Origin of the sequence: Bathymodiolus japonicus methanotrophic gill symbiont (genome assembly GCF_019721995.1) — a bacterium.
In the GTDB taxonomy this organism is placed as follows: domain Bacteria; phylum Pseudomonadota; class Gammaproteobacteria; order Methylococcales; family Methylomonadaceae; genus Methyloprofundus.
In genome coordinates, this window is sequence record NZ_BLYC01000049.1 from 1 (window position 1) to 21,999 (window position 21,999).

The 21,999-nt window shown below is 37.3% G+C and carries 21 protein-coding genes and 1 pseudogene; 12 read left to right on the plus strand and 10 right to left on the minus strand.

Going from position 1 to position 21,999, the window contains the following annotated elements; translation table 11 throughout:
- Positions 1-521 precede the first annotated feature (521 nt).
- From K6984_RS36690 to K6984_RS36700, 4 genes and pseudogenes are all read left to right on the plus strand, one after another.
- Positions 522-608: a HaeIII family restriction endonuclease gene (locus K6984_RS36690; protein WP_420831725.1), complete on the plus strand. Its 87-nt coding sequence runs from the start codon at positions 522-524 to the stop codon at positions 606-608.
- A gap of 128 nt (positions 609-736) precedes the next feature.
- A complete protein-coding gene (locus K6984_RS36990; protein ID WP_476693198.1) occupies positions 737-859 on the plus strand; it encodes a hypothetical protein in 123 nt (40 codons plus the stop codon).
- Between the two features lie 163 nt (positions 860-1,022).
- The gene (locus K6984_RS36695) at positions 1,023-1,184 is read left to right on the plus strand and encodes a HaeIII family restriction endonuclease (RefSeq protein WP_420831726.1); all 162 of its coding nucleotides are present in this window, start codon (positions 1,023-1,025) and stop codon (positions 1,182-1,184) included.
- 23 nt (positions 1,185-1,207) lie between these two features.
- A pseudogene (locus K6984_RS36700) lies at positions 1,208-2,180 on the plus strand (DNA cytosine methyltransferase).
- Positions 2,181-2,608: 428 nt separating this feature from the next.
- Here K6984_RS36700 and K6984_RS26305 read toward each other — a convergent pair.
- Entirely contained in the window at positions 2,609-2,872 is a 264-nt protein-coding gene (locus K6984_RS26305) for a hypothetical protein (protein WP_221898098.1), read from the minus strand.
- A gap of 897 nt (positions 2,873-3,769) precedes the next feature.
- Positions 3,770-4,831 carry a virulence-associated E family protein gene (locus K6984_RS26310; protein WP_221898099.1) on the minus strand — a complete coding sequence of 354 codons (1,062 nt, stop codon included), beginning with the start codon at positions 4,829-4,831 and terminating at the stop codon, positions 3,770-3,772.
- 110 nt (positions 4,832-4,941) lie between these two features.
- On the opposite strand from K6984_RS26310, the gene K6984_RS26315 reads away from it, so the two are divergent.
- Positions 4,942-6,108: an IS3 family transposase gene (locus K6984_RS26315; protein ID WP_087870166.1), complete on the plus strand. Its 1,167-nt coding sequence runs from the start codon at positions 4,942-4,944 to the stop codon at positions 6,106-6,108.
- Positions 6,109-6,177: 69 nt separating this feature from the next.
- Here K6984_RS26315 and K6984_RS36705 read toward each other — a convergent pair whose 3' ends face one another.
- Positions 6,178-6,450 (minus strand): VapE domain-containing protein, encoded by a 273-nt coding sequence (locus tag K6984_RS36705; RefSeq protein WP_420831724.1) that lies wholly within the window; start codon positions 6,448-6,450, stop codon positions 6,178-6,180.
- 420 nt (positions 6,451-6,870) lie between these two features.
- On the opposite strand from K6984_RS36705, the gene K6984_RS26325 reads away from it, so the two are divergent.
- Entirely contained in the window at positions 6,871-8,037 is a 1,167-nt protein-coding gene (locus K6984_RS26325) for an IS3 family transposase (protein WP_087870166.1), read from the plus strand.
- On the opposite strand, the gene K6984_RS26330 is transcribed toward K6984_RS26325, so the two are convergent.
- Together K6984_RS26330 and K6984_RS26335 are read right to left on the minus strand one after the other, a co-directional pair.
- The gene (locus tag K6984_RS26330; protein ID WP_221898101.1) at positions 8,034-9,245 is read right to left on the minus strand and encodes a PriCT-2 domain-containing protein; all 1,212 of its coding nucleotides are present in this window, start codon (positions 9,243-9,245) and stop codon (positions 8,034-8,036) included. The genes K6984_RS26325 and K6984_RS26330 overlap by 4 nt on opposite strands.
- A 613-nt stretch (positions 9,246-9,858) precedes the next feature.
- The gene (locus K6984_RS26335) at positions 9,859-10,002 is read right to left on the minus strand and encodes a hypothetical protein (protein WP_221898102.1); all 144 of its coding nucleotides are present in this window, start codon (positions 10,000-10,002) and stop codon (positions 9,859-9,861) included.
- On the opposite strand from K6984_RS26335, the gene K6984_RS26340 reads away from it, so the two are divergent.
- Positions 9,959-10,297 (plus strand): hypothetical protein, encoded by a 339-nt coding sequence (locus tag K6984_RS26340; protein WP_221898103.1) that lies wholly within the window; start codon positions 9,959-9,961, stop codon positions 10,295-10,297. The genes K6984_RS26335 and K6984_RS26340 overlap by 44 nt on opposite strands.
- Before the next feature lie 131 nt (positions 10,298-10,428).
- Here K6984_RS26340 and K6984_RS26345 read toward each other — a convergent pair whose 3' ends face one another.
- Complete coding sequence (locus K6984_RS26345) at positions 10,429-11,106, minus strand: recombinase family protein (RefSeq protein ID WP_221898104.1); 678 nt, start codon at positions 11,104-11,106, stop codon at positions 10,429-10,431.
- A gap of 165 nt (positions 11,107-11,271) precedes the next feature.
- Between K6984_RS26345 and K6984_RS26350 the strand changes: the two genes are divergently transcribed.
- Positions 11,272-11,943 (plus strand): AbiU2 domain-containing protein, encoded by a 672-nt coding sequence (locus tag K6984_RS26350; RefSeq protein WP_221898105.1) that lies wholly within the window; start codon positions 11,272-11,274, stop codon positions 11,941-11,943.
- A 444-nt stretch (positions 11,944-12,387) separates the two neighbouring features.
- On the opposite strand, the gene K6984_RS26355 is transcribed toward K6984_RS26350, so the two are convergent.
- Both K6984_RS26355 and K6984_RS26360 read right to left on the minus strand, forming a co-directional pair.
- Complete coding sequence (locus K6984_RS26355) at positions 12,388-13,671, minus strand: DNA cytosine methyltransferase (RefSeq protein ID WP_221898106.1); 1,284 nt, start codon at positions 13,669-13,671, stop codon at positions 12,388-12,390.
- Positions 13,671-14,423, minus strand: coding sequence for an Eco47II family restriction endonuclease (locus K6984_RS26360; RefSeq protein WP_221898107.1), 753 nt, complete (start codon positions 14,421-14,423; stop codon positions 13,671-13,673). The genes K6984_RS26355 and K6984_RS26360 overlap by 1 nt, the downstream gene beginning before the upstream one ends.
- Before the next feature lie 1,424 nt (positions 14,424-15,847).
- Here K6984_RS26360 and K6984_RS26365 point away from each other — a divergent pair.
- Both K6984_RS26365 and K6984_RS26370 read left to right on the plus strand, forming a co-directional pair.
- A complete protein-coding gene (locus K6984_RS26365; protein WP_221898108.1) occupies positions 15,848-16,819 on the plus strand; it encodes a HaeIII family restriction endonuclease in 972 nt (323 codons plus the stop codon).
- 3 nt (positions 16,820-16,822) lie between these two features.
- The gene (locus tag K6984_RS26370; protein WP_221898109.1) at positions 16,823-17,812 is read left to right on the plus strand and encodes a DNA cytosine methyltransferase; all 990 of its coding nucleotides are present in this window, start codon (positions 16,823-16,825) and stop codon (positions 17,810-17,812) included.
- 428 nt (positions 17,813-18,240) lie between these two features.
- On the opposite strand, the gene K6984_RS26375 is transcribed toward K6984_RS26370, so the two are convergent.
- A complete protein-coding gene (locus K6984_RS26375; protein ID WP_221898110.1) occupies positions 18,241-18,621 on the minus strand; it encodes a hypothetical protein in 381 nt (126 codons plus the stop codon).
- 778 nt (positions 18,622-19,399) lie between these two features.
- Positions 19,400-20,491: a virulence-associated E family protein gene (locus tag K6984_RS26380; protein ID WP_221898111.1), complete on the minus strand. Its 1,092-nt coding sequence runs from the start codon at positions 20,489-20,491 to the stop codon at positions 19,400-19,402.
- Positions 20,492-20,542: 51 nt separating this feature from the next.
- Here K6984_RS26380 and K6984_RS26385 point away from each other — a divergent pair, with 51 nt between their 5' ends.
- Together K6984_RS26385 and K6984_RS35080 are read left to right on the plus strand one after the other, a co-directional pair.
- Positions 20,543-21,709: an IS3 family transposase gene (locus tag K6984_RS26385; RefSeq protein ID WP_221898112.1), complete on the plus strand. Its 1,167-nt coding sequence runs from the start codon at positions 20,543-20,545 to the stop codon at positions 21,707-21,709.
- 84 nt (positions 21,710-21,793) lie between these two features.
- Positions 21,794-21,916: a hypothetical protein gene (locus tag K6984_RS35080; RefSeq protein ID WP_263458884.1), complete on the plus strand. Its 123-nt coding sequence runs from the start codon at positions 21,794-21,796 to the stop codon at positions 21,914-21,916.
- Positions 21,917-21,999 lie beyond the last annotated feature (83 nt).

The following is a 21,999-nucleotide window of genomic DNA, read 5'->3' on the forward strand; positions in this document are numbered from 1 at the left end:
GCGGCTGGAGCATCTCCTATTCGCCTAAATGGATAGATAACGCTTGTGTTTCTGTAACAATTTCTCTCCATCTGTAAGCCACCACATATATTCGCCCCACACATAAGCACATAAGTCTGTATAGTCGAAGTTTTCTTTAACAGTGGACATCTAATGACCCGTTTGTCTTTATCGGGAAATAACGCCTGTTACCAGCCACAAGATACCCTCACCTCTCTCAAATAAATTTTACATAAGGAAAAATAAATGGCAGGTCAAATGAAAGCAGGAAAGGCGTTTGAGTATGCGATTCTAGAGAATTTGAGGGAAATTAGAAAAGCTTACTACTGTTAAGGTATTGATAATAGTCCATTAATCCTAGCTAAGAGTGTTTTCATGGTTTCGATACTCAAAAACAAGGAGATACTTATTAACCGCCAGTTTGCCGTTAATTTTCTTATAGATATTGAACCTAGGCTATCTAATGATATAGATGAAACAGACATACTAGAGCTGAAATACTCCCTGACTCACAAGGGGAAATAGGTGATGTTAGAGATGTCTTAGCAATCCGAGCTGTTCAAAAATGGGAGATTGGAGTATCTGCAAAAAATATCATAAAGCAGTGAACATTCGAGACTATCGCCTGATATAGATTTCGGCAAAAGTGGCTAGGAGTCAATTGTTCGAGCAATTACTTTTCTAAAGTTAACCCCATTTTGCAAAGCTCAAGGATATGCAGAAGAAAAGCGATGGAATGAGGACGTGGAGTTCTATAGACGCTAAAAGTTTAATAGTGTATACCCCTATACTTAACGCTTTCAAGGATGAGCTACAGCGTCTTTATGATGCTGACAAGAAAGAATTTCAAGGCAGCTAATAGAATATCTAGTCGGTAGCAAAGATTTCTATAAAGTAATAAAGAGAAAAAACTCTGTTGAAATTCAAGCTTATTAATTACGCGGTACATTAAACTTACCTTTGACGATATTCAGCCTAAATTTATTACTCCCCAGTGTTCTTTACCAACTGAAATACTAGATATATCCTTCAAAGAAAACTCCGAAACGACTCTAATTGTAAAGCTTAATAATAACTGGAAACTATCTTTCAGGATACATAATGCAAGCTCTCTAATAGAGCCGTCATTAAAATTTGATATTAATTTATTAAAAGCTCCTAGTAGTTTATTTACTAATACTTAGCAGTACCTAAAGAGGCTTGAAATATGAGAATTGTATCTTTGTTTTCTGGTGCTGGCGGTTTAGATATAGGCTTTAAAAATGCTGTTTTGAAGTCATTTGGGCCAATGAATTCGACAAGGTTATTTGGGAAACTTTCGAGAAAAATTTCCCGAATACTGTATTAGATAGACGCTCTATAAGAGATATACGATCATCAAATGTACCAGATTGCGAAGGGATAATAGGCGGGCCTCCTTGCAAAGTTGGAGCGAGGGCGGAACACTAAAAGGAATAGAGGATAAAAGAGGACAATTGTTTTTTGAATTTATCAGAATATTAGAGATAAAAACCCTAAGTTTTTCCTTGCTGAAAATGTTTCTGGAATGCTGGCTTCACGCCATAAATACGCATTAGAAAACATAAAAAATTTGCTAGAGGAAAGCGGATATACATTATCATTTCTCTCTTAAATGCGGTTGACTATGGAGTCCCTCAAGATAGAAAAAGAGTGTTTTTTATTGGTATCAGGAACGACTTAGGCTTTAAGTTTCAATTCCAGCCCCGTTAGCAAATAAATATGTATTACACAGATGTTATTATGACATAAAAAATTCAGCCTTACCTGCTGAAGAAAAACAATATACGAATGGGGAAAATGCACCCTTTCAAACCATGATATATGACTGGTGGATTCTCAAGTATTTTTATGTCTAGAAATAGGGTTAGAAGTTGGCACGAACTTCATACACAATTCAGGCTGGTGGGCGACATGCCCCAATCCACCCACAACCCCAAAAATGGTATTGTAGAGCAAAATAAAGAATTTTCATACAGAAAAGAGGACTTATACCGTAGATTAAGCATAGGGAATGCTCTAGAATTCAAACTTTCCCAGATGACCATATTTTTATTATAAAATCTAATTGCTGGATATAAAATGGTAGGTAACGCAGTCCCTTGTAATTTGCTTTTTGCCTAGCAAAGGGAATTAAAGAACAAATGGCTCTATGTAATTAGTAGCTGAAATACACAATGCTGGTGTATCGAGGTTTATTTTAGGTGGTTTTGCCATGTTTATAGCAAACCCCTACTTAATTCCCCGTAGGCAATAGCATTTGAAACGAATGAAAAGACTATTTTTTTCATATAGTTGTAGCATAGTTTCAATTTTACCATAAATAATTATTGGGAAACTTCAGATTAGTAGTAGGGAATGCTTATGCCTTCGGCGCCGAAGGCGTCCTGCATATCGCGGACTAAAAATCTTCACTTCGCTAAGCTCCGTTTCCATGATTTTCAGCGGTGGAAAGGTTTAATACAGGTATTGTAATGTGGTAACGCAAAGTAATAGCGCCACTCACATGATTAAATAATTTCTGTATAGCAGATACAGGGGTATCTACGTCCTATCCTAGCTGATACCCTTCATTGTGACACACAATACATCACTTAAATAACTTTGAGAACACCCCTCTAATCACTGGTTTATCTGATGATGTTTCGCTTTGTGTCGTATCAATTTTATGTTCAAGTAATGCCATTAATCGAATTTCACGAGCTAGGGAATCGTCTCTAACTTGTTTTATATCGTCCCTAAGCCCATCGACCTGTTTCTCAAGCCATTCTATATGAGACCTCTCAACCTGCACCACTGGCACGGATGTTTTTGTAACCTTTGACGTTGTATTTTGTTTCAGTTCACCGTACACACGGATTAATTCCGCAGTATCAAGAAAACCATCACTATTCCTCGATACCCTACCAGATGAGACATGTCGGTATAAAGTCTGCTTCGATTTTTCCGATTAATCGTGAGGCCTCTGTCATTGTTACTAATGCCACTTTATCACCCGTAATTGTTATTCTATGAGAGTGTAACTATTAATCACATCACAAAATCATCACATATTTAGAGTGAACACGCCAGTTTTTTGTCTACCCTTTACCCATCATGAAAATTTTATAACTCCTATTTTACGTGCCCTAATGAATATTTTATTTTCGTTCAACCTTGTATTTTCAACCTGTCACAAAGTCGACACGGGGGTTTATGTTTTTGTTTGGTGAATGGGTGGGGTGGTATCAGGTAAAATAGCAACTTGTAATCCATTTATTAAATCATTGTCACTACATTGTCATCATCATTGTCATGCCCTATGTAGAGCAGTAAGGACAGGTGATACAGAGTATTTGGAGAACGTTTGTATATATGCTTTTTTACATTGTCATCGACATTGCAACCCAGTAGTCACGTGGTCTACGGTGGTGTTAATGACAATGATGGTCATTAGTTTTAGAGGAAGTAGAGAATATAATAAAACTAATGATATATGCTCTATGGAGAAAGTTCATCTTTGTCATTTTTTTCTAGAAAGCAGATACACACCCTGTATTTAAAGGGCTGAAGCACGTGACAATGACGGGTGACAATGATTTTTAAAGGGCTTGTAAAGAGTCCTTAACAGCAGGTGTGTAGGGAGCGTGACAATGATGGTGACAATGTAGTGACAATGATGTGCGAGGTTATAGGCAAAAAGAGGCGATACGCATAAAAGCAATATCACCCCAACTCTCAATAAATAAAAGTAAATCTAAGATGGATTAGACTAAGAGTCTGGCAACCGATTTGGGTAAACATCTCTTAACAATGGCATCATATAATCCCTACTTCTTGGTGTAGGTTTCTCAACGGACAAATCTTTTAGGACAATCCCAAGTTTAATTTGATTTTGCCGTGTGGTTTTTTGTGACAGGTCTTTTAATATCTCTGTCGATGTCATTTTTTTAGTGTGTGAGGTATCAAAGTTATAAACATCAAGTAACAACTCCTTGAGATTAGTGTCCTCATGCTTGGATAAGACTTCTTTCTGTAGTACTTCCTCCTCTTCTGTAAGCCACCACTGTTCACCCTGCATATATTGACCCCACACATAACCCCACAAGTCCGTATAGTCGAAGTTTTCTTTAACAATGATGTCTAGTGATCCTGTCGTCGTTATAGGCAAGAAACGCCTGTTACCCGTTGCGTCTCTTAAATACTCCTTTTCGTTTACAGTGCCTATACATGAAATATGTCGCGTTATTTTTAGTGGCTTACGTGCATACGGCAGTCTTATCTCATCCTCTGTCATCGACAAGAACGCTTTTAGTGCTGATATGTCACTTCTCTTAAATGTTGAATCAAGTTCTCCAAGCTCAGGAATCCAGCACTTTAATACATGAAGCATTGAGTCCTTGTCTTTTACATCTAATAAAATCCCTTCCTTTGTGTATTTATGCAGTAACTTAGGCAGTATATAGCGTATAAATGAAGTCTTTTTGTGTCCTTGTTCTCCAAAAAATACCAGTACAGACTCATATTTGTCTATAGCGTCGTCGTTAGGTGTATTCCTTGCCATATCAGCCGCGGCACAACACTGTATTAGCCAGCGATACATCGCGATTTTAACCCACGTCTTATTGTCCACGGGCAGCAACTCCACAAGTTCATCAACTGGATTATTAGACTTGGTGCGCGTGATGACTTTCAGGCAATCAGTGACTGGGTTAATGATATTGCTCTCGATGATTGCATCCAGTTGCATGTCAACAACACGATCACTAATCCCATGAATTGCACACTTACCTTTTAGAAACGCGATTAAAGAATTATGTTCGTTTCCCTTCATTGATTGGATGCCCTTAATGTTAGTTTATAATCCCCCAGCAAATCCAGACAAGAAATCAAAGCAATCTTATTCCAAATTAGTTACTATTTGTAAAAAATTGGAGTATTAAAATGAGCAGAAAAAGAACGGTCTACAGTGCTGAATTTAAAAGCAAGTTGGTATTAGAAGTTTTAAAGAATGAAAAAACACTGCAAGAAATTGCCAGTGCAAATAACATCACACCTAAGAACCTACAAAACTGGAAAAAAATATTCTTAGACAATGCAGAAATAGCAATGGAGCCCTCCAAAGCCGTTAAAGATTACAAAGAGGATCTATTAGCAGCTCAAGAACAAAATGAGATGCTCACAAAAATCGTAGGAAAAATGACGGTTGAAAAGGAGTGGCTCGAAAAAAAGCTAAAAAGCTTGGACTCATCTGATAGAAAACAGTTGATTGAGCCCAAGCTTAACACTCTACCTCTAACACAGCAGTGTGCATTATTAGGATTAAATAGAAGCAATCTCTATTACAAAAAAAGAGAGAATAAAAAGAAAGAAGAGATCAAAACTCAGATTAATCACATTTTTAAAGACATCCCTATTTATGGTGCGGCTAAAGTACACCAGCAGTTGCTTGAAGGTGGTTTTAAAGTCAGTTTAAACACGGTGGCGAGTTATCGGCAGCAGATGGGCTTGAAAGCCGTATTAGCGGTAAAACAAGTCAATACAACGATCCCCATAAAAGAACATAAAAAATATACTTATAAGCTTAGAGATCTTGATATATCACACGCTAACCAAGTTTGGAGTACAGATATAACCTATATTAAAACCAAAGAAGGGATGGTTTATTTAGCGGCGATTATTGATTGGCACTCAAAAGCAGTGCTCGCCCATAAAATATCAAACACAATGGATTCTTTTTTAGTTATGGATGTATTAGATGAAGCGCTTTCTCTCTACGGAACACCTGAAATTTTTAATACGGATCAAGGCAGTCAATACACCAGTGAAATTCATACCCAACGACTAAAAAACAAAGGCATTACTATTTCTATGGATGGAAAAGGACGAGCAACGGATAATATTTGTATTGAACGGTTTTGGCGAAGTGCAAAATGTGAGCGTATTTATTTAAATGAATATGGTTCAATTAGAGCGTTAATAGAAGATGTTGATGACTATATTGAGTTTTATAATCATCAACGGTTTCATGAAACCCTGGACTATAAAAAACCAATGAATGTATATAGAGAAAGTATTTTAGCTAATGAACAGCAGAATGAAGCGGCTTAGGAATATGGAATAAGGATTGTTGAAAAATCTGTCTTGACTCTTTGGGGTGCTATATATGTCGCGTTATTTTTAGTGGCTTACGTGCATACGCAGTCTTATCTCATCCTCTGTCATCGACAAGAACGCTTTTAGTGCTGATATGTCACTTCTCTTAAATGTTGAATCAAGTTCTCCAAGCTCAGGAATCCAGCACTTTAATACATGAAGCATTGAGTCCTTGTCTTTTACATCTAATAAAATCCCTTCCTTTGTGTATTTATGCAGTAACTTAGGCAGTATATAGCGTATAAATGACAGTCTTTTTGTGTCCTTGTTCTCCAAAAAATACCAGTACAGACTCATATTTGTCTATAGCGTTCGTCGTTAGGTGTATTCCTTGCCATATCAGCCGCGGCACAACACTGTATTAGCCAGCGATACATCGCGATTTTAACCCACGTCTTATTGTCCACGGGCAGCAACTCCACAAGTTCATCAACTGGATTATTAGACTTGTGCGCGTGATGACTTTCAGGCAATCAGTGACTGGGTTAATGATATTGCTCTCGATGATTGCATCCAGTTGCATGTCAACAACACGATCACTAATCCCATGAATTGCACACTTACCTTTTAGAAACGCGATTAAAGAATTATGTTCGTTTCCCTTCATTGATTGGATGCCCTTAATGTTAGTTTATAATCCCCCAGCAAATCCAGACAAGAAATCAAAGCAATCTTATTCCAAATTAGTTACTATTTGTAAAAAATTGGAGTATTAAAATGAGCAGAAAAAGAACGGTCTACAGTGCTGAATTTAAAAGCAAGTTGGTATTAGAAGTTTTAAAGAATGAAAAAACACTGCAAGAAATTGCCAGTGCAAATAACATCACACCTAAGAACCTACAAAACTGGAAAAAAATATTCTTAGACAATGCAGAAATAGCAATGGAGCCCTCCAAAGCCGTTAAAGATTACAAAGAGGATCTATTAGCAGCTCAAGAACAAAATGAGATGCTCACAAAAATCGTAGGAAAAATGACGGTTGAAAAGGAGTGGCTCGAAAAAAAGCTAAAAAGCTTGGACTCATCTGATAGAAAACAGTTGATTGAGCCCAAGCTTAACACTCTACCTCTAACACAGCAGTGTGCATTATTAGGATTAAATAGAAGCAATCTCTATTACAAAAAAAGAGAGAATAAAAAGAAAGAAGAGATCAAAACTCAGATTAATCACATTTTTAAAGACATCCCTATTTATGGTGCGGCTAAAGTACACCAGCAGTTGCTTGAAGGTGGTTTTAAAGTCAGTTTAAACACGGTGGCGAGTTATCGGCAGCAGATGGGCTTGAAAGCCGTATTAGCGGTAAAACAAGTCAATACAACGATCCCCATAAAAGAACATAAAAAATATACTTATAAGCTTAGAGATCTTGATATATCACACGCTAACCAAGTTTGGAGTACAGATATAACCTATATTAAAACCAAAGAAGGGATGGTTTATTTAGCGGCGATTATTGATTGGCACTCAAAAGCAGTGCTCGCCCATAAAATATCAAACACAATGGATTCTTTTTTAGTTATGGATGTATTAGATGAAGCGCTTTCTCTCTACGGAACACCTGAAATTTTTAATACGGATCAAGGCAGTCAATACACCAGTGAAATTCATACCCAACGACTAAAAAACAAAGGCATTACTATTTCTATGGATGGAAAAGGACGAGCAACGGATAATATTTGTATTGAACGGTTTTGGCGAAGTGCAAAATGTGAGCGTATTTATTTAAATGAATATGGTTCAATTAGAGCGTTAATAGAAGATGTTGATGACTATATTGAGTTTTATAATCATCAACGGTTTCATGAAACCCTGGACTATAAAAAACCAATGAATGTATATAGAGAAAGTATTTTAGCTAATGAACAGCAGAATGAAGCGGCTTAGGAATATGGAATAAGGATTGTTGAAAAATCTGTCTTGACTCTTTGGGGTGCTATAGTTTCAAGTAGTAATTCATCATAACTGACACTGACACCGTAATACTCTATAAGCGCCTCAAGATTTTCAGGCGTTGGGATGGGTTTGCCTTTCATTGTTGTGTGATTCCATTTTATTTGTTTAGTGTGTTCTCTTGATAGCTTGACCACTGTCCCCATTGACACATTTTTAGGGTTGTCCCCATTATCAAAAGAACACCATTTTTTGGATATCTCTGTTTTGTTATATTTTTTACTGGTTTTTGACCACTCGTCCCACACAGAAAAACCACCATTTGCGCCTGAGTGATAAATAGCCATGCCGACCATTATCCATTGGTTATAGTCTTCGCTAGGAATGTGTTTAATGACCTCCTTTATTCTTTCTGCTGTCCAGGGGTGGGCATCGGGTACAGCGACCAGTGAAGGAATGTTTTGTACTGGCTGGTCGTTATCAGGTGATTCAAAAACATTATTTATTGCTGGCAAGTCCATTGCGTTAACGTCAATCTCGACCGCATCATCATTAATGAAATAATCAGGGTCATAGGAAGTGAAACAAAGCCTTAAAATATCCTTGCAGGCGGGGTCAATAGTAATTCCATGCTCTACCTTAAAGAGATATTCAAACTTATAAAATATCTCTTTGAACTGCTCATCATTATCAAACTGACCAACATTAAACCCCGCCTTAACGCCTAGCCCGCTGACCGATCTAAACGCGAACAGGCAGCCTTGCGTAGCTTTTACTATGCCAATGACCCGTTCCACGCCAGCGCTATCCTTTAGAGCATCAATATCAACGTGAAATATGCCAGTACAGCTGTCCTTGTCAAAGTCTTTTGCTCTTCTACCGCAAGAATCATTAACACCCCCTGAGAATGAGATAGCACTCATCTTTATTTTCAGGGCTTTAACTGCCTCACTTTTCCCTTCTGTTTTTAGTTTTCGCTGATAAGCAACTACATGCTCATCATTGGTCTTTAGTCTTTCGACGAATTGGCGCGGTGTGGTTGTTTCTCCTCTGTACGCTTCATTAGCTATTTTTTGGTACAGGACTGCCTTATCTAGAATATTGACCGATAGAGGAGCGGCTGGAGGGGTTTCTGCAATAGCTGGAATAGCGAGTGATGACTGGTTAATATTTTGAGCTTTATTTTTTATTGAGATTTCCATAATGACTTACCGTTTGTAAGGTTTCATCATGGTAAAACGTTTTAATATAACCTGCCCCGTGATAAGATAATTACTCAAAAGGACTGGTATTGTCTTTTTGTTTTACCAATGATGAAATGATATTTCAAAGTCCATGTGAAAGGTCTGAACCCTTTGCGCATGGTGCAAAAATGCCCTTTGAACTGAAAGCATCAAGGGGCATTTTTTTCATTGTCTCATACTCCATACAAGCACACCCGAACTACTCTCTAGCCATACCTCAGAAATCTCTAAACAATACTTTTTTATCCCTTTTTTACGCCTACAAACCAACACAAAAAAACAACAGTTTGACCCGCATTATAATTACAAAAATGTTTTATCAATTAGGATTTATAACCTCGCAATTAATAATGTATATGTTTTATTTTAAGCAAAAAAAACATATCCTACCTCATTATAAGTATTATATTTCGCCAATAACTGCCGTTTCTAATCCATTCTATTTTTATTTTTTTCCCATTTTTTGACCTGATACCCCCCCCACGCATTCACTAATCAAAAACACAAACCCCCGTGTCGACTTGGCGATAGGTCGAAAATACAAGATTGGTACGACACAAGCTGGCTAAACTTAACTTATATGGGACAGTGAAAAACAAAAACAGGCGCGCCATGCTACCTCACGAAATTCCGGGACTCCTGTCGCCATAATTCGTTCACCTACGCAGCGGATGGGAGATGCCCTGAACGGCCTGCGTCCGCAACGACTACGCACAAAAGCCGCTTCGTCATTACTACCTCACTCGCTGGACGGCTATTCGGAATGCAATTCTTGCTCCTCTCGCGTGCTGCTAGCACACGTCGAATCAGCGAATTGCCCTGTCGCCTATCAGGGACTAAAAATCACCACTTCGCTAAGCTCCGTTTCCATGATTTTCAGCGTAGGAATATTAACTATGACGGTTAACTATAAACGCTCAAAAAATCATAGTATTGCAATTCAAAACACTAGCAACAAATGTCTCACGATAAGGCGCCAACGACGGCACTTACTGCCGTCTTCTCAATAAGACTCACATCAACGACCCTGTAGGTTTTTTAGTTTCAAAAAGACTATTTTTTTCATATAGTTGTAGCATAGTTTCAATTTTACCATAAATAATTATTGGGAAACTTCAGATATAATTAGACAGGTCTAAATTTATACTGTTTTCTCTCGATCAATAATATTCTTCACTGTTGATGCGTGCCATTGACCACCGCGCCTCGTTTTTACGCCTAGTTTATTTAATTCATTAGCCACATTCCCCATTGATAAACCTTTAATCCGATACCCCTCGATAATGTCGCTTACGGTTCTAGCGAAGTCACTGGCTAGCTTCTTGTTTATTGCATTGCTCTTTAGCCGTGCTTCATTTAAATTTGTTTGATTACCTAGTTGAACCCCTCGCGCCTTTAATATTTGTAGAGCCGCCTTTGTTCTAGTGCTAATCAACTCCCGTTCCTTTTCGGATAGAGCCGCGTATAGGTGGAGCATAAAAGGGTCTGCGTCTCTTCCAAGTTGTGCTGCAATGAATGGGGTTTTATTTGCCATTAGCGATGATATAAAAGCAACATCGCGACCTAGTCTGTCTAACTTATTCACAATGATATAAGCTGACTCATTTTTAGCGCAATTTAATGCTTGAGATAATACAGGGCGTTTCTCTAAAGCATCAAACCCTTTTCCGCTTTCCACTTCGGATAATATCTTGATTAACTCAATACCCTCATTTTTACAGAATTCCTTTATATCCGATTCTTGAACCTTTAGCCCTAACCCACTTCTTCCTTGTTCAGAGGTTGATACTCTTACGTAACCTATAGCTTTCTTAATCATAATCACACCTTTTTATTTAGCTATACATATTATAAACGAACGTTTATAATATGTATAGCTAAATAAAAACGCGTCGTTGCTTAGTGAGCAGAAAGAGAGTTAAATTATTCTGGGGGAAACTTATAGCCTCACTGATGAGCTACAGAATTAGCAAGGAGATACAAAATGAATGAAGACGCCTTAGCAAACTTAAAAGAAGATTTTACTTATTTTCGTGAGCATTGCATCGATATTAGAAGTGACTTTAATACTTATCATAATTTGTTTGACCCTGCCAATTTTGATCTGTTAGAAAAAATATCAGGCACTTTTTTTTGGGAAATAAACTCAATTTTAATTAGAAACTGGATTCTATGCGTTTGTAACTTGGTGGATCGTGAATCAACTCGGGTAAACAGAGAAACTCGTAACAACATTTCAATTAATCTAATAAATGCTCAAATTAAGGAGCAGTTTGATGGTGATAAATGGCGTAAACAAATTGACTCTATTACTGCTTTGACAACAAATATAACGGATTATGGAAAAAAATTAAGTCCAGCACGTAATAGAATTATTGCTCATTCTGATAAAAACACCTATAAAAAAGGTCTTGTACTTGGCGAAACATCAAAGAAAGATCTCGATAATTTTATTGGGAATATTCAAGAGTATTGTGATCTTGTTGGAAACCTAATAGGAGTAGGGGCGTTAGACTTCCGTTGTTCTTCTGGCCAAGGGGATGTTCTTGATTTTGTAGGCTTCCTAAGTGATGTAAAGAAAATGCTGTTGACCACGGACGAAGATGATCAACAAATATTGTTCGCTAACCTGAAAGACAAGCTTTCGCAAGAATAGCGACTCCCCCGCATTTACAGGTTTGTATTCCTGGACTCATACGCACCAAATCACCATCACCCCATTAGCTAGTAGTGAGCGACTACAGGCATGATATTTCAACAATGCCCAAAACTCCCCACAAAATGGGCGTTAAAGAAACCCGCGTTAAAAATGCATATTTCAGGATTTACCCTTATTAACCCACAACTTACCGAAGAGACAACCCCAATACCCAAGCTAGAAGTCAACAATATAGCGGTCTATGGGCGTAACAACACATGTAAACATGGCTAGCCATGTGTCTCATACAACCTAGCTACGCGGGTTGCACTCTTCATGATTACCTCAATGACTCTACGCCAACTAAAGCTGTTACTAAATCCTCTTCGCCATTCGCTACCGCTCATACTACGAGTCTTCATCCACAGCATTGCCTATCGCGGTCTAAAAAGCTTCACTTCGCTATGCTCCGTTTCCAGGATTTTCAGCGTTCGTGAATTTTTGATTGTTAGCTTCATGCTCGGTAATATTATTTAACAACCCAACCAAACTACGGCCTATAGCGTGGGACAAATTCACAGGCACGGCATTTCCTATTTGTTTATATTGGTGGCTCATTGAGCCTAGAAACTCCCAATCATCTGGAAATGTTTGTATTCTTGCGTATTCCCTCACAGTAAGCGGCCGTGTTTCCGTAGGATGGCATCTTTCTGTTTGTTTTTGGGCTGGAGAACAGGTTAAAGTAAGGCTGGGTTCATCCAAGGATAAGCGGCGAGCCATTCCAGTTTTACCACCTCCAAGATAATAGCTTTTTTGCATATACTCTCTTTGTAAATCATCTGGTAAATCCCTCCAATAGCCACCTTGTGGCACATAACTTAATATCTCACATTTTCTTTTAGGATATTTTTGTCCAAGTGATATAGGCACGTCACAGTTGTATAAATCTCCTTTTTTCAGCGCATCTTTTACGGTCATAATCTTTTTGTATGGAGAGGGCCAAGAAAAAACCGAAATATGAGCAAGGTCATTTCTAACTCCAACAATAATAAGTCGCTCCCTTTTCTGTGGGACCTTGTAGAAAATAGCTTTTAATACTTTTGGCTCAATCAAGGTGTACCCAATATCGACCATAACACTTTTTATAGTGTCTAACGTCCGCCCTTCGTCATGAGACATTAAACCTTTTACATTTTCAGCAAAAAATATTTTAGGGGAGCATTCGTTTAAAGCTCTGCAAAATTCATGAAAAAGGGTTCCTCTTGTATCTTCAAAGCCTAGTTTTTTCCCTGCATATGAAAATGCTTGGCAAGGAAACCCGCCTGATAACCAGTCTATTTTTCCATCATATAATGAAAAATCTATATCTAAAACATCCCCTTCAACTACATTCCATTTGGGACGATTATGCCTTAATGTAGAACACGCTTGTTTGTCAATTTCATTAAGCATAAAAGAGTACATTCCTGCCTTTTCTAAACCAAGCGCTAGCCCTCCCGCTCCTGCAAAAAGTTCAATTCCATTATATGTTTTAATAGGTGAAATTTTTTGTTCTTTATCCCATTGAGTATTGTACATAGCACGAGCTGGCTCAAATATTTCCAACTGTGTTTTTGTATATTCTTTTTTACCTGTTTTAGCATTTAAGGTGGGAATAAGCTTTCCATTTTTTTCCCATTTATGGAGTATTGCTTTAGGGATAGATAATATATCCGCTACTTGTGCCAAAGGGTACGTTTCTTCCATTATTCGCCTAACATCTCTAATGTATTAAAACCTTCATATTTTTCAAAGGATAGTAAATAAATACTTTTCATTAAAATTGGTGATATATCTCGAAGATCTTCAAAAACTGTATTTCCCATTATGCTATCGTCCAAACTATCCACGGCATCGGAAATAATTACAGGCAACTTTTCACATAAAGTTTTAAAGGCGTGAGCGTCCCCCGTAACTAACTTGTAAAATTTGTCTATCGAAACCCTGCGAATTCTATCATCTGAAACTGGCTCACTATCAAGGCGCATTTTCCACACTATATCTTGACTATATTTAGCTATGACCTCAACCAGCATACAAGTTGAGTTGGGCCTTTTAAGTATTGTATTTTGCATCCTCATATAAGTTTTTTGTGATGAGGATGAATTCATTGTATTGTGCTTATTTTTCATTTCTATAAAAATAAGCTTTTCTTCATTTATTACATCATAGCCATTTTTCGGAACTAACCAGCCATCCCCAAAATGGTTAAACATATTCTGATGAAAATAACCAATATGATTGGTGTTTGATTTATCTATTTGTCTAAGGACTTCATTTTCTATGATGTTGGATATATCTTTTTTATATATTTTTGCATCAAAAGTAAGTTTTATCGGGTCAATCAGGTTTGTATTAAATTCTTTTAGATTAACAGAAAACCTATACTTTTTTACTGTTTCAAGGACATGATTAAATATACTTTCATCATCTATGAACCCAAGATTATATTGTGGCATTTACACTATTACCTTATGTGTTTTTAATATTCTTAATCTAAAAGACAATACCTTTACCAAAATAAAAATACACTCATTTTTATGAATTTTACAGCCTATAAGCGATTTATTTATATAGGTGTAAGATTGTCATTTTTGGATTAAATTAAAATTGGCGAAGGTCAGGCGCGCCATTGTCGCCTAAATGCTCCCAAAAGTCGGCTTGATGTTTATGTGTTGGAAACCCTTCAGGAGTTTTTTCTTTATCTATCATGTAACTCTATCACTCTCAATCACAGCAATATGGTTTCTCTTAAACCGCGCTCCGCGCATCAATAATTTTTAGGATAAAAGAAAGCATGGAAAGAATAAGCGTGCATGGCTACATCTTGCATAGACATCACAAAGAGTAAGGTTTTACCTGTTTATCTTTCCCACTCAAAATGCTAACGATTTTTTTAGCTATTTCGAGGGAGAATAAACAGAATAATCGAGTTTTTAAGCCCCTTTTACCTCCGCCCTGCCCCTGCGCTATAGAATATATATAAATATATCCCCCTGTACAGCTACGCAGCATATTTGCACTATAAAATTCAATTCCCGCAGGTGAGACGGTATAAACCCGCGACTTCTACTTTATACAAATATGATCTTACTGACTACCTCTACATACCCTTGATCGGTAGCTCTGTCCTGACCTATTCCAATATCATCTAATCCAAAATAGGGGCTGGGCTTGAAAGAAGAGAAGAAAAACCAGAATTGCTTACAAATGAGAGGCTAATTAAGATATAATTAACTTTCGTTTGATAGCAAGAGTCTGTCTCTTACTTTCAAGCTGTAATACGTGCTTATAACACTTATTACAACCTTTTAAAAACCTCTACATACAATGTGTGTAGAGGTTTTTTTATGCCTTAAATCCTACCTTTATTGGCTAAAAATGAAATAGGTAGAGTTGTTTTTTCTAAACTGTGCCTTTAAGTTAACTTGTCATTAACCTAAAACAAAATCATAAATTAACCAATAAATACAATTAGTTAAATTGATTTATTGGGCGTTAATTGATTTTTTTTACTTTCGTTTTATTCCTAAAATAACGATAATTATCCTCGAATTCTTTGCACTCATTGCCGTTATTTTTTCTTTTCTATAAAAAGGCTAGACAGAATGAAGACACAAGCCTTAGAGCCATTTGTGGCGGCTGGAGCATCTCCTATTCGCCTAAATGGATAGATAACGCTTGTGTTTCTGTAACAATTTCTCTCCATCTGTAAGCCACCACATATATTCGCCCCACACATAAGCACATAAGTCTGTATAGTCGAAGTTTTCTTTAACAGTGACATCTAATGACCCGTTTGTCTTTATCGGGAAATAACGCCTGTTACCAGCCACAAGATACCCTCACCTCTCTCAAATAAATTTTACATAAGGAAAAATAAATGGCAGGTCAAATGAAAGCAGGAAAGGCGTTTGAGTATGCGATTCTAAGAGAATTTGAAGGGAAATTAGAAAAGCTTACTACTGTTAAGGTTATTGATAATAGTCCATTAATCCTAGCTAAAGAGTGTTTTCATGGTTTCGATACTCAAAAACAAGGAAGATACTTATTAACCGCCAGTTTTGCCGTTAATTTTCTTATAGATATTGAACCTAGGCTATCTAATGATATAGATGAAACAGACATACTAGAGCTTGAAATACTCCCTGACTCACAAGGGGAAATAGGTGATGTTAGAGATGTCTTAGCAATCCGAGCTGTTCAAAAATGGGAGATTGGAGTATCTGCAAAAAATAATCATAAAGCAGTGAAACATTCGAGACTATCGCCTGATATAGATTTCGGCAAAAAGTGGCTAGGAGTCAATTGTTCGAGCAATTACTTTTCTAAAGTTAACCCCATTTTTGCAAAGCTCAAGGATATGCAGAAGAAAAGCGATGGAATGAGGACGTGGAGTTCTATAGACGCTAAAAGTTTAATAGTGTATACCCCTATACTTAACGCTTTCAAGGATGAGCTACAGCGTCTTTATGATGCTGACAAAGAAAGAATTTCAAGGCAGCTAATAGAATATCTAGTCGGTAGCAAAGATTTCTATAAAGTAATAAAGAGAAAAAACTCTGTTGAAATTCAAGCTTATAATTTACGCGGTACATTAAACTTACCTTTTGACGATATTCAGCCTAAATTTATTACTCCCCAGTGTTCTTTACCAACTGAAATACTAGATATATCCTTCAAAGAAAACTCCGAAACGACTCTAATTGTAAAGCTTAATAATAACTGGAAACTATCTTTCAGGATACATAATGCAAGCTCTCTAATAGAGCCGTCATTAAAATTTGATATTAATTTATTAAAAGCTCCTAGTAGTTTATTTACTAATACTTTATCAGTACCTAAAGAGGCTTGAAATATGAGAATTGTATCTTTGTTTTCTGGTGCTGGCGGTTTAGATATAGGCTTTAAAAATGCTGGTTTTGAAGTCATTTGGGCCAATGAATTCGACAAGGTTATTTGGGAAACTTTCGAGAAAAATTTCCCGAATACTGTATTAGATAGACGCTCTATAAGAGATATACGATCATCAAATGTACCAGATTGCGAAGGGATAATAGGCGGGCCTCCTTGCCAAAGTTGGAGCGAGGGCGGAACACTAAAAGGAATAGAGGATAAAAGAGGACAATTGTTTTTTGAATTTATCAGAATATTAAGAGATAAAAACCCTAAGTTTTTCCTTGCTGAAAATGTTTCTGGAATGCTGGCTTCACGCCATAAATACGCATTAGAAAACATAAAAAATTTGCTAGAGGAAAGCGGATATACATTATCATTTTCTCTCTTAAATGCGGTTGACTATGGAGTCCCTCAAGATAGAAAAAGAGTGTTTTTTATTGGTATCAGGAACGACTTAGGCTTTAAGTTTCAATTCCCAGCCCCGTTAGCAAATAAATATGTATTACAAGATGTTATTTATGACATAAAAAATTCAGCCTTACCTGCTGAAGAAAAACAATATACGAATGGGGAAAAATGCACCCTTTCAAACCATGAATATATGACTGGTGGATTCTCAAGTATTTTTATGTCTAGAAATAGGGTTAGAAGTTGGCACGAACCTTCATACACAATTCAGGCTGGTGGGCGACATGCCCCAATCCACCCACAAGCCCCAAAAATGGTATTTGTAGAGCAAAATAAAAGAATTTTCATACAAGGAAAAGAGGACTTATACCGTAGATTAAGCATTAGGGAATGCTCTAGAATTCAAACTTTCCCAGATGACCATATTTTTTATTATAAAAATCTAATTGCTGGATATAAAATGGTAGGTAACGCAGTCCCTTGTAATTTGGCTTTTTGCCTAGCAAAGGGAATTAAAGAACAAATGGCTCTATGTAATTAGTAGCTAAAATACACAATACTGGTGTATCGAGGTTTATTTTAGGTGGTTTTGCCATGTTTATAGCAAACCCCTACTTAATTCCCCGTAGGCAATAGCATTTGAAACGAATGAAAAGACTATTTTTTTCATATAGTTGTAGCATAGTTTCAATTTTACCATAAATAATTATTGGGAAACTTCAGATTAGTAGTAGGGAATGCTTATGCCTTCGGCGCCGAAGGCGTCCTGCATATCGCGGACTAAAAATCTTCACTTCGCTAAGCTCCGTTTCCATGATTTTCAGCGGTGGAAAGGTTTAATACAGGTATTGTAATGTGGTAACGCAAAGTAATAGCGCCACTCACATGATTAAATAATTTCTGTATGGCGGGTACAGGGGGATCTACGCCCTATGTTAGCTGATGCCCTTAATTGTGATACACAATCCATCACTTAAATAACTTTGAGAACACCACTCTAATAACTGGTTCATCTGATGATGTTTCGCTTTGTGTCGTATCAAATTTATGTTCAAGTAATGCCATTAATCGAATTTCACGAGTTAGGGAATCGTCTCTAACTTGTTTTATATCGTCCATAAGCCCATCGACCTGTTTCTCAAGCCATTCTATATGAGACCTCTCAACCTGCACCACTGGCACGGATGTTTTTGTAACCTTTGACGTTGTATTTTGTTTCAGTTCACCGTACACACGGATTAATTCCGCAGTATCAAGAAAACCATCACTATTCCTCGATACCCTACCAGATGAGACATGTCGGTATAAAGTCTGCTTCGATTTTCCGATTAATCGTGAGGCCTCTGTCATTGTTACTAATGCCGCTTTATCACCCGTAATTGTTATTCTATGAGAGTGTAACTATTAATCACATCACAAAATCATCACATATTTAGAGTGAACACGCCAGTTTTTGTCTACCCTTTACCCATCATGAAAATTTTATAACTCCTATTTTACGTGCCCTAATGAATATTTTATTTTCGTTCAACCTTGTATTTTCAACCTGTCACAAAGTCGACACGGGGGTTTATGTTTTTGTTTGGTGAATGGGTGGGGTGGTATCAGGTAAAATAGCAACTTGTAATCCATTTATTAAATCATTGTCACTACATTGTCATCATCATTGTCATGCCCTATGTAGAGCAGTAAGGACAGGTGATACAGAGTATTTGGAGAACGTTTGTATATATGCTTTTTTACATTGTCATCGACATTGCAACCCAGTAGTCACGTGGTCTACGGTGGTGTTAATGACAATGATGGTCATTAGTTTTAGAGGAAGTAGAGAATATAATAAAACTAATGATATATGCTCTATGGAGAAAGTTCATCTTTGTCATTTTTTTCTAGAAAGCAGATACACACCCTGTATTTAAAGGGCTGAAGCACGTGACAATGACGGGTGACAATGATTTTTAAAGGGCTTGTAAAGAGTCCTTAACAGCAGGTGTGTAGGGAGCGTGACAATGATGGTGACAATGTAGTGACAATGATGTGCGAGGTTATAGGCAAAAAGAGGCGATACGCATAAAAGCAATATCACCCCAACTCTCAATAAATAAAAGTAAATCTAAGATGGATTAGACTAAGAGTCTGGCAACCGATTTGGGTAAACATCTCTTAACAATGGCATCATATAATCCCTACTTCTTGGTGTAGGTTTCTCAACGGACAAATCTTTTAGGACAATCCCAAGTTTAATTTGATTTTGCCGTGTGGTTTTTTGTGACAGGTCTTTTAATATCTCTGTCGATGTCATTTTTTTAGTGTGTGAGGTATCAAAGTTATAAACATCAAGTAACAACTCCTTGAGATTAGTGTCCTCATGCTTGGATAAGACTTCTTTCTGTAGTACTTCCTCCTCTTCTGTAAGCCACCACTGTTCACCCTGCATATATTGACCCCACACATAACCCCACAAGTCCGTATAGTCGAAGTTTTCTTTAACAATGATGTCTAGTGATCCTGTCGTCGTTATAGGCAAGAAACGCCTGTTACCCGTTGCGTCTCTTAAATACTCCTTTTCGTTTACAGTGCCTATACATGAAATATGTCGCGTTATTTTTAGTGGCTTACGTGCATACGGCAGTCTTATCTCATCCTCTGTCATCGACAAGAACGCTTTTAGTGCTGATATGTCACTTCTCTTAAATGTTGAATCAAGTTCTCCAAGCTCAGGAATCCAGCACTTTAATACATGAAGCATTGAGTCCTTGTCTTTTACATCTAATAAAATCCCTTCCTTTGTGTATTTATGCAGTAACTTAGGCAGTATATAGCGTATAAATGAAGTCTTTTTGTGTCCTTGTTCTCCAAAAAATACCAGTACAGACTCATATTTGTCTATAGCGTCGTCGTTAGGTGTATTCCTTGCCATATCAGCCGCGGCACAACACTGTATTAGCCAGCGATACATCGCGATTTTAACCCACGTCTTATTGTCCACGGGCAGCAACTCCACAAGTTCATCAACTGGATTATTAGACTTGGTGCGCGTGATGACTTTCAGGCAATCAGTGACTGGGTTAATGATATTGCTCTCGATGATTGCATCCAGTTGCATGTCAACAACACGATCACTAATCCCATGAATTGCACACTTACCTTTTAGAAACGCGATTAAAGAATTATGTTCGTTTCCCTTCATTGATTGGAGCAAATCCAGACAAGAAATCAAAGCAATCTTATTCCAAATTAGTTACTATTTGTAAAAAATTGGAGTATTAAAATGAGCAGAAAAAGAACGGTCTACAGTGCTGAATTTAAAAGCAAGTTGGTATTAGAAGTTTTAAAGAATGAAAAAACACTGCAAGAAATTGCCAGTGCAAATAACATCACACCTAAGAACCTACAAAACTGGAAAAAAATATTCTTAGACAATGCAGAAATAGCAATGGAGCCCTCCAAAGCCGTTAAAGATTACAAAGAGGATCTATTAGCAGCTCAAGAACAAAATGAGATGCTCACAAAAATCGTAGGAAAAATGACGGTTGAAAAGGAGTGGCTCGAAAAAAAGCTAAAAAGCTTGGACTCATCTGATAGAAAACAGTTGATTGAGCCCAAGCTTAACACTCTACCTCTAACACAGCAGTGTGCATTATTAGGATTAAATAGAAGCAATCTCTATTACAAAAAAAGAGAGAATAAAAAGAAAGAAGAGATCAAAACTCAGATTAATCACATTTTTAAAGACATCCCTATTTATGGTGCGGCTAAAGTACACCAGCAGTTGCTTGAAGGTGGTTTTAAAGTCAGTTTAAACACGGTGGCGAGTTATCGGCAGCAGATGGGCTTGAAAGCCGTATTAGCGGTAAAACAAGTCAATACAACGATCCCCATAAAAGAACATAAAAAATATACTTATAAGCTTAGAGATCTTGATATATCACACGCTAACCAAGTTTGGAGTACAGATATAACCTATATTAAAACCAAAGAAGGGATGGTTTATTTAGCGGCGATTATTGATTGGCACTCAAAAGCAGTGCTCGCCCATAAAATATCAAACACAATGGATTCTTTTTTAGTTATGGATGTATTAGATGAAGCGCTTTCTCTCTACGGAACACCTGAAATTTTTAATACGGATCAAGGCAGTCAATACACCAGTGAAATTCATACCCAACGACTAAAAAACAAAGGCATTACTATTTCTATGGATGGAAAAGGACGAGCAACGGATAATATTTGTATTGAACGGTTTTGGCGAAGTGCAAAATGTGAGCGTATTTATTTAAATGAATATGGTTCAATTAGAGCGTTAATAGAAGATGTTGATGACTATATTGAGTTTTATAATCATCAACGGTTTCATGAATCCCTGGACTATAAAAAACCAATGAATGTATATAGAGAAAGTATTTTAGCTAATGAACAGCAGAATGAAGCGGCTTAGGAATATGGAATAAGGCAGGCGCGCCATGCTACCTCACGAAATTCCGGGACTCCTGTCGCCGTAATTCGTTCACCTACGCAGCGAATGGGAGATGCCCTGAACGCCCTGCGTCCGCAACGCTACGCACAAAAGCCGCTTCGTCATTACTACCTCACTGGCTGGACGGCTATTCGGAATGCAATTCTTGCTCCTCTCGCGTGCTGCTAGCACACGTCGAATCAGCGAATTGCCCTGTCGCCTATCAGGGACTAAAAATCACCACTTCGCTAAGCTCCGTTTCCATGATTTTC